This is a genomic window from Paenibacillus sp. VTT E-133280, from assembly GCF_002264385.1.
GTDB lineage: Bacteria > Bacillota > Bacilli > Paenibacillales > Paenibacillaceae > Paenibacillus_AQ > Paenibacillus_AQ nitricinens.
In genome coordinates this window covers 1-8,510 of record NZ_NFUX01000127.1, presented here as the reverse complement: position 1 = coordinate 8,510, position 8,510 = coordinate 1, and the positions used below count along the sequence as shown (strand labels likewise).

The window sequence follows — 8,510 nt, the reverse complement described above, 5'->3', positions numbered from 1 at the left end:
GCTAAGGGTGCAACTGGAGCGGTCGGAGCGACTGGAGCCACCGGAGCGGTTGGAGCAAACGGAGTAACAGGAGCGGTCGGAGCCACTGGAGCGGCTGGAATTAAGGGTGCAACTGGAGCGGTCGGCGCGACTGGAGCCACCGGAGTGGCTGGAGCAAACGGAGTAACAGGTGCGGTCGGAGCGACTGGAGCAAACGGTGTAACAGGAGCAGTCGGAGCGACTGGAGCAACGGGAGCAACGGGAGCGACTGGAGCACAGGGAGTCCAAGGCATTCAAGGAGTTCAAGGGGTAACCGGAGCGACGGGACCTACGGGCGCACAGGGAGCCACCGGGGCATCTGGCGCATCAACAATAATTCCATTCTCTTCCGGAGCACCAATTACCGTAACAACAATCGCCGGGGGATTAACCGGCACGGTGGCGATGCTTGGATTTGGCAATTCGTTCTCAGGAGCTAGGATAACAGGTAATACAATAGATTTGACTACAAATAATGGTTCGAATCCTACAAAGGATCCATATAACCAGGCGTTTGTCGTTCCGCGTAATGGTACGATCACTTCCATGTATGCTTTCTTCAGCACAACTACAGCAATGTCTTTAATAGGCACAACCGTAAACATTCACGCACAAATGTATAAAGCGGGTAGTAACAGCAACAGTTTTACTCCTATTAGTGGTGCAGCAGTACCCTTTGCGCCTGGTTTTACGGGAGTAATATCTATCGGATCTATTAGTACCGGATCAGCAACAGGATTAAATGCGACTGTTCAGGCAGGTGATCGCTTAATGTTAGTATTCTCATCTACAGCTGCAGGACTAACCTTGATAAATGCTGTAACAGGATATGCCAGCGCCGGAATTGAGATTAAGTAATTTAAGATTTAGGGTTGGAATCATCCATCTTCTTTGATTGGAAGTGATTAATATGGCCAGGAAACTAGTTTCGAAAAAAAGATTGAGTTTATTGTTGGCGTTAGTTCTTATATTTTCATTCGTCATTCCATTCCCATCGTCTGCGGGGTATGCAAAAGGGCGCTCTTCTGAACAGGTAAAGCTGCTGGCTGCACCGGCGAATTTTGCAGTTAGCGGCACAACCTCTACAAGCATCGGCCTTACCTGGGATGCCGTAGTGGGAAGCTCTGACTCCGATGTGAGTTATAAGGTAAGCCTAGTGGAGCAGACCAATTCTAGCGTGACCGATGTGGTATACACCTTTGATTCAGGTGGATTAACGGAGTATACGGTGAAGGGATTAGCTTCCGACCGGAGTTATACATTCACGGTCCAAGCGGTAAATTTATCTGGACCTGTGTCCAAAATAAGCCTCCCTTTAATTGCAGGTACGCTTCCAGCAGAAGCACAATCTCCGACAACGAAGGAAGAGGAACTCCCACTAGCCGATCAAGAACCGCCGAGTACCCCTGAGCTAAGTCTTATCGGTCGCACATCGGATAGTATTAGCTTGGCATGGAGTTCATCCGAGGATAATGTCGGAGTTGCGGAATATGTTCTATATCAAGACTCCAATCTGTTGGCAGAAGTAACGGTCAGCACAACAGTCTACACGGCTGTCAACTTGAAGGCTGGACAGGAATACACTTTTTTTGTACAAGCTATAGACGAAACGGGGAATAAATCAGCAATCAGTAACGAGTTGAAGGTTAGTACACTTGATGATGTAAGTGTGGTTGGTCCGGTTATGAGCATGGGCAACGGGAATTCCTTCCATACATTAACTGTGCAGCCGGATGGTACCGTATGGGCTTGGGGCAATAATAGGAAAGGTCAGCTCGGTGATAGCACGACCATTACTCGTAATAAGCCTGTGCGAATGGTTGGTTTGCCGGAGATCAGCGCTGCATCCGTTGGACAAGACCATTCCATCGCACTCGCGACGGACGGAACGGTTTGGACATGGGGAGGCAATAGTGTGGGCCAGCTGGGTAATGGTACGTTGGAGTCCCAGCTTATGCCGCAGCAAGTGCCTGGATTAGCGCGTGTCGTAGCGGTTCAAGCGGGTGAGCAGCATTCGTTAGCGTTATTGTCCGATGGAACGGTGTGGGCATGGGGACTTAACGCATACGGGCAGCTTGGAGATGGGACCACCGAAAATAGCGCATTACCAGTGCAGGTTGCAGGGTTGGAGTCTATCGCATCGATCTCGGCCGGAGCCTTTCATAATCTAGCGGTTAGTCGCGATGGTCAGGTTTACGCATGGGGGTTCAATGCGTATGGTCAACTCGGCGATAACACAAAGATCGACCGCGCGACTCCCGTGCAGGTTGCTGAAATAAGCGGCGTTGCATCCGTATCTGCCGGCTTTTATCACAGCATGGCAGTGAAAAAGGACGGAACCGTATGGAGCTGGGGAACGAACGTCAAGGGGATCTTGGGTGATGGGACATCCGAAGATCATTATACTCCCGCTCAAGCGGTGGATCTGGGTTCAGTGATCAGCGTATCCGCTGGCGCCTTGCATAGTATGGCGCTGAAGAGCGACGGAACCGTATGGATATGGGGAGCGAACAACGAGGGCCAGCTCGGTGGCGGAACCGAGTCGGAGCGTTCCATCGCGTCTAAGCTCGATATTGGCAGTCGCATCGTCACTATTAGTGCAGGGTATATGAGCGGCGGTGCGGTTAGCGAGGAGGGAACCTTGCTGACTTGGGGTTACAATGGATTGGCCCAGCTTGGTAATGGCACTTATACTAATGTCATAGATCCGGTTACAATTCCACTTGTAGAAGAAACTAATTAAATTTGAAAAGTAGGGAATTCCAAGCCAAAGTGCAGTGGATTCCCTATTTTTTATATGAGGACCAAAAGAGAAAATTCTTTTAATATTCATAACTTTATCACTACAGCTATCCTCATGACTGCATGACTATTAAAATGATGTATCCGAACATGTCACCTTCCGCATTTTAACTGATGGGGGAGAAAAGTTCTTGCTCCGTCTTTACCCGGATAATGAACCTCGTAAGTGCCTTGTCTTACCCGAAGCTGTAACCGATTTGGAAGGGGCTTATATTACGGAAACGTCGGCGAGTGATGGACAATGGTACAGAAGGATGGAATGATCCACGCCGACTAACACAATAGAAATGTCGTTTTTCTGGATCGTGAACCGTATCCTATCAATTTTGGCAGGTGATCATATAATGAGACTAGAATGCTTCTTAACCTTCTTATTTGATAAGTAAAAAAGACTCTTCTATATAAATAGAGGAGTCTTTTTGCGGTGTTAAGGTATTTAGATAAATAGATTATGACTAGATTGATCGGCTTGACCGAGGTAATACCCAACGCCGCCAATTCCCACGCCGTCGATAAGTTCTTCACGGGTGATGCCCATAAGATCCATAGACATTTGGCAGGCAACGATCTCGACGCCTTGGTCGACAGCCATTTGAATCAATTCTTCCAAAGATGAGACATTATTGTTCTTCATTACAGAGCGAATCATTTTGGAGCCCATACCCATCATGTTCATATTCGAAAGTGTTAGCTTCCGACTGCCACGTGGCATCATCGCTCCGAACATTTTGCCGATGAAATTCTTGTTCACAGGTACTTTTTCATCCTTGCGGATAATATTAAGGCCCCAGAAGGTAAAGAACATCGTTACTTTTTTGCCGCTGGAGGCTGCTCCGTTGGCAATGATGAAGGAAGCGATCGCTTTATCCAAATCACCGCTGAATACAACCATCGTACTTGCGTTACTAGTTTGGACAGGTTGTGCTCCTGTTGGTATGGAATCCGCAGGAATACCTTTGCGCAGATAAGCTTCTATCATGCCCGTAGGCAGCTTCGTTAATTGCAAAAGCGTGTGCTTCGACATACGAGCCCATGCCTTGATATCTTCATAGAATCCTGGATCGGAAGCCGTTACCTTTAAGACTTGGCCGTCCAAGAGCGGGTCCATGCTCATTTTGACTTGGATCAACGGCCCAGGGCAGCATAGGCCGCAAGCATCAAGCACGGAATCAGGTGTTAGATCCGATTCTTGTTTGGCAGTGGCGGATACAGATGCGCTGGAGTTGGCTGCGAAAGCTGTAGCGTTGGTATTGGCTGCAGCTGAAGCAGTGCCAGCCCCAGTACCAGTACCATTGCTAGTGTCAGTTCCCGTCGGTGCTCCCGTTGCTGCGATTTCTTTACGGGCTGCTGAAATACCTGCGTTTGGCGTTAAACTATCTTTTTTTTTAGGCGAATAATTACTCAGTTGATATGTCTTATAGCCTCCGGTCAGATTCTTCACACGGAAACCCTTTTGCTGCAAAATCCGGGAAGCGGTATAGCCTCTAAGTCCAACTTGGCAATACACCCAAATTTCTTTACTAGGGTCAAGCTCGGCTAGACGACCACGCAGATCATCTACAGGGATGTTAATAGAGCCTTCAATATGGCCGTTGGCATGCTCGATTTCCGAACGTACGTCAACTAAAATGGTATTGTTGTGGTCACGACCTTCTAAATCCTTAGGAACGAATACTGTGGTCATACCTTTCAAAATATTTTCAGCGGCAAAGCCAGCCATATTCACTGGATCTTTAGCGGAAGAGTAAGGAGGGGCATAAGAAAGCTCCAATTCCGTTAAATCAGTAACCGTACCTCTAAAACGAATCACTGTAGCGATATCGTCGATACGTTTATCTACTCCACTATAACCAACAGCTTGTGCACCGAGCACCGTACCTTTTGGATCAAAAATCAGCTTCATTGATATTGGAGTTGCCCCCGGATAATAAGTTGCATGAGAGCTTGGATGTACGTAAATCACGTGATAAGGTAAGCCTAAACGCTGAAGTGTTTTTTCATTATTACCGGTAGAAGCACCTGTCACACCAAATACTTTAATGATAGAAGTTCCTTGGGAGCCTTTGTAAGTCGTACCTAGACCGCTAACGTTGTCCGCTGCAATCCGTCCTTGCTTATTGGCAGGGCCTGCTAGTGGAATGGCGGTTTTAGTTCCGTTTACGAAATCAACCACCTCGACCGCGTCACCAACTGCGTATACCTGATCCAAATTTGTTTCCATGCGCTCGTTGACCAAGATATGCCCGCGTGGACCGAACTCTAAACCACTATCCTTCAGGAAAGAGGTATCCGGCGAAACGCCGATAGCCAGCAGAACCATATCACTTTGCAGCACAGTGCCACTCGCTAATTGAACTTCTATTTGTTCGCCAACTTCTGCAAACCCTTGGACCATATCCGAAAAAATAAGATTAACGCCATGCTCGTCGAGCTCTTTTGCCAAAATAGAAGACATTTCGGTATCGAAAGGAGCTAAGATTTGCGGGCCTGCCTCAATTAAGGAAACTTCCAGTCCAGCTTCTCTCAAGTTCTCAGCCATTTCAACACCGATAAACCCACCACCGATCACAACGGCGGAACGAGTACCTTCGGCAGCGACTTTGGTTTTGATTTTGTCAGTGTCGGGAATGTTACGCAGCATGTGAATTTTGGAGCTCTCGATACCAGGTAAATTCGGACGAATCGGTTTAGCGCCTGGCGATAAAATAAGCGCATCATAACTCTCTTCATAGGAACCACGTTCCTTGCTTTCCACTCGTACTTTCTTGTTTACAGGGTCGATAGACACCACTTCGCTTTCAATCCGAACATCGATGTTAAAACGTTTATGCATCGCCTCAGGTGTCTGAACCAGCAGCTTGGAGCGATCCTGAATGGAACCTCCGATATAATAAGGTAGTCCGCAATTAGCAAAAGAAATGTATGGATCACGCTCAAACATAACGATATGAGCCTCTTCATCTAATCTCCGAAGCCTGGCGGCCGCTGATGCGCCTCCTGCAACTCCACCGACAATCAGTACTTTTTTACTCATGATGATTTATTCCTCCCCAAGAAATAGCTGAATTAAATGTTTGATCTTCTCGTCTTTCACAGAATAGTTAATTTCAAGTCCATTACGTTCGGTCTCCACAATGCCAAGCGATCTAAGCTTCTGCAAATGTTGGGATACCGTAGATTGTGGAAGGTCGAGACAGTCCTGCATAAAACTAACGTTGCAGCTGCCTTTTTCAAGCAGTCCTTTAATGATGCACAAGCGAACGGGATGAGCGATAGCCTTTAAGGTTTCGGCGGTTTGGTTATAGGCTTTGAAATTTTTGTCCATGGTTATGAACTCCTCGCTTTACAATATCCTTATATCGTAATATTATGATATAGTGATATGAAAATCAAGTTATTTTTTAAAAAAGAGAAGGAGAGATGCTCGATGTCTTTTAAAATTTCAAAGGAAATTACCCCACAGCAAGTCGCGGAACTTCTGAAGAATGGAGAGACTCCTACGCTGCTGGATGTACGTGAACCCGCTGAATATGTGGAAGGACATGTGATTGGTGCTAAGCATATTCCGATTGGACAGCTGTTAATGCGTATAGATGAACTAGATCCTAATGATGAGATGATTGTGATGTGCCTAAGTGGTGGTCGAAGTGGACTGGCATGTGAGCTGCTGAGCGAAAAGGGATATAATGTTGTAAATATGATGGGTGGATTAAGTGCTTGGACGGATGATTATTTGGAACGGGGGTAATGGCGTGAATATGGTGTTTAGGATCCTACTAAGTATATTAATTGCTTTTAGTATTGTAAGGTTCTTACGTTCCGTTTGGCCATTGCGCTCACTCTCCTATGTAGAAGCCCGCGACGTTCGAGAATTAGCAGATGAAACATTGGATATGAAAATGCTCGATGTAAGAGATGCCGTAGATTATGAGAAGGAAAGTATCCGTGGCTCGATAAATATATCAATAGGGCGGTTAGCCTATGTCTGGCAGCACTGTCTATCTCCGGACGATTCGATTCTAATTCTTGCTGATAGTTACTATAAAAGAAACAAAGCTGCGAGAATTCTTTATAAGCAGGGCATTCGAAAGTTATATGCGGTAAATGGTGATTTTTTAGGGAATAAAAGAACGCTTTCCGACATTTCGGTGAAAGGTTGTTGTGAAGGATAATGGATTTAAGCTCATTAATGTCCCGTCTTGGATTTGGCAAAAGCGAAAGTGTAACTGTAAGGGTAAAAACCTTGAAGGTGGCAGAGTTTCGTAGCGAAATGGAGCAATCCAAAAATAAGCTGCTGATCGATGTCCGTGAACCGGATGAATACAAGAGTGGATTTATTCCGGGGGCGAAAAACATCCCGCTGTCTCAGTTGGAAAAGCGGCTCGGTGAGATCCCGAAGGATCGGGATGTGTTACTCTACTGCCGCAGCGGTATGCGAAGCAAAAGCGCAGCGTCGATTCTGAGTAAGCAGGGGTATACTCGGCTTGCACATTTGCAGGGCGGGGTAAGCAGCTGGGATGGGAAGTTGAGTCGACGGTAGGCTTTAGGGGATTTGGTACTGAGCATAGTTCACCTGAGGTAGCTTTAACGTACTTAAACCAATTAGCTTTTTTAATGGAACTGAATGCTGTGGTGAGGCAAATGTAGATGGATTACTCTAACTGTGCTAACTAGGTTAGTTAGCACTAATTTAACTTACTGTAACTGAACTGCTGTAGTGAGCTAACTTAGCTGACCTTACTTTATCGCTACGTACTTTAAACTAATTAGCTTTTTTGCTGGATAAGTTTTATTTAGCTGGATCTAGTGTTGGCTGTTGAGTGTTATTGACAGTATTAGAAAGTGAATACTATACTTTTGAGTAATAGGATGAAGCACGTCCCGTACCCATATTGGGTGCGGGATTTTTTTATGCCAAGGAGGAGTGTAAAGTATGGGATTTGCGGAAGAGCATCGTAAGTGGTTAGAGGATCATATTAGTCGAAGAACAGGAGAACGTCGGGGGAGATTGGAGCGGGGACATGGCCATGGTGAGCGGATGTTTTTGGAGAAAGTATGGTGGCCTATGATGGGGCATTTCAATGACCTTCATCCTGAATATGAAGTGGTGGATTGGCGTAGCAAGCCCTACTTTGTTGATTTTGTGTGGAAGCCTGGACAGGTTAAGTTTGCATTTGAAGTAAAGGGCTACGGCCCACATGTACAAAATACAGACCGAACGCGCTACAGGCAGGAGCTGAATCGAGAGACTTATCTGCAAATCGCGGGTTATCGGGTGGTCGCTATTCCTTATGATGATCTGGATGCAAGTCCTGAACTTACGATTACTTTGTTAAGACCATTGCTGATGCCGTACCTCGCTGTGAAAATGGAGGAGAAAAGGGAGTTTAGCCGACTGGAACGTGATATTTTACGGATTGCTGTGCGTTCGAATGGGTGCATCCGGCCGGTTGATTTGGTGAGGGAGCTTGGGATTGATCTTAGGACGGCTAGGAAGTATATGAAGTCTCTCTCTGAGAAAGGAAGGTTCAATCCGGTAGTTTCCCAGGTAAGCGGTAGAGTTTGTCGTTATGAATATGTTCATTCTTTTAGTGATTTTCATATGTGGTGAATGAACGGTATAAACTCCGTTGAATAGAGCTATTGGGCGAGATATGAGTAAAAGAACGGTATAAATCCCGTAGAATGGG

Annotated in this window: 9 protein-coding genes; 7 read left to right on the top strand and 2 right to left on the bottom strand. The window is 46.2% G+C overall.

The genetic code is table 11. The features are described 5' to 3' along the window. The 3 genes from CA600_RS29985 to CA600_RS32020 all read left to right on the top strand — a co-directional run. A partial coding sequence (locus CA600_RS29985) for an exosporium glycoprotein BclB-related protein (protein ID WP_306440432.1) occupies nucleotides 1-876 on the top strand: 876 nt, incomplete at its 5' end. A 52-nt stretch (nucleotides 877-928) separates the two neighbouring features. After that, nucleotides 929-2,761: an RCC1 domain-containing protein gene (locus CA600_RS29980; RefSeq protein WP_094874739.1), complete on the top strand. Its 1,833-nt coding sequence runs from the start codon at nucleotides 929-931 to the stop codon at nucleotides 2,759-2,761. Between the two features lie 190 nt (nucleotides 2,762-2,951). After that, entirely contained in the window at nucleotides 2,952-3,083 is a 132-nt protein-coding gene (locus CA600_RS32020; protein ID WP_256990073.1) for a hypothetical protein, read from the top strand. 173 nt (nucleotides 3,084-3,256) lie between these two features. On the opposite strand, the gene CA600_RS29975 is transcribed toward CA600_RS32020, so the two are convergent. Together CA600_RS29975 and CA600_RS29970 are read right to left on the bottom strand one after the other, a co-directional pair. Continuing rightward, nucleotides 3,257-5,854 carry an FAD-dependent oxidoreductase gene (locus CA600_RS29975; RefSeq protein ID WP_094874738.1) on the bottom strand — a complete coding sequence of 866 codons (2,598 nt, stop codon included), beginning with the start codon at nucleotides 5,852-5,854 and terminating at the stop codon, nucleotides 3,257-3,259. 6 nt (nucleotides 5,855-5,860) lie between these two features. After that, on the bottom strand, nucleotides 5,861-6,145 hold the full coding sequence (locus CA600_RS29970) for an ArsR/SmtB family transcription factor (protein ID WP_036675735.1): 285 nt from the start codon (nucleotides 6,143-6,145) through the stop codon (nucleotides 5,861-5,863). A 102-nt stretch (nucleotides 6,146-6,247) separates the two neighbouring features. On the opposite strand from CA600_RS29970, the gene CA600_RS29965 reads away from it, so the two are divergent. The 4 genes from CA600_RS29965 to CA600_RS29950 all read left to right on the top strand — a co-directional run bounded on the left by CA600_RS29965 (nucleotide 6,248) and on the right by CA600_RS29950 (nucleotide 8,431). Then, nucleotides 6,248-6,568: a rhodanese-like domain-containing protein gene (locus CA600_RS29965; protein WP_094874737.1), complete on the top strand. Its 321-nt coding sequence runs from the start codon at nucleotides 6,248-6,250 to the stop codon at nucleotides 6,566-6,568. 10 nt (nucleotides 6,569-6,578) lie between these two features. Further along, nucleotides 6,579-6,992, top strand: a complete 414-nt coding sequence (locus CA600_RS29960; RefSeq protein WP_256990074.1) for a rhodanese-like domain-containing protein — start codon at nucleotides 6,579-6,581, stop codon at nucleotides 6,990-6,992. After that, a complete protein-coding gene (locus CA600_RS29955) occupies nucleotides 6,992-7,360 on the top strand; it encodes a rhodanese-like domain-containing protein (RefSeq protein WP_094874735.1) in 369 nt (122 codons plus the stop codon). Before CA600_RS29960 ends, CA600_RS29955 begins: the two co-directional genes overlap by 1 nt. Before the next feature lie 393 nt (nucleotides 7,361-7,753). Then, the gene (locus CA600_RS29950; protein ID WP_094874734.1) at nucleotides 7,754-8,431 is read left to right on the top strand and encodes a winged helix-turn-helix domain-containing protein; all 678 of its coding nucleotides are present in this window, start codon (nucleotides 7,754-7,756) and stop codon (nucleotides 8,429-8,431) included. Nucleotides 8,432-8,510 lie beyond the last annotated feature (79 nt).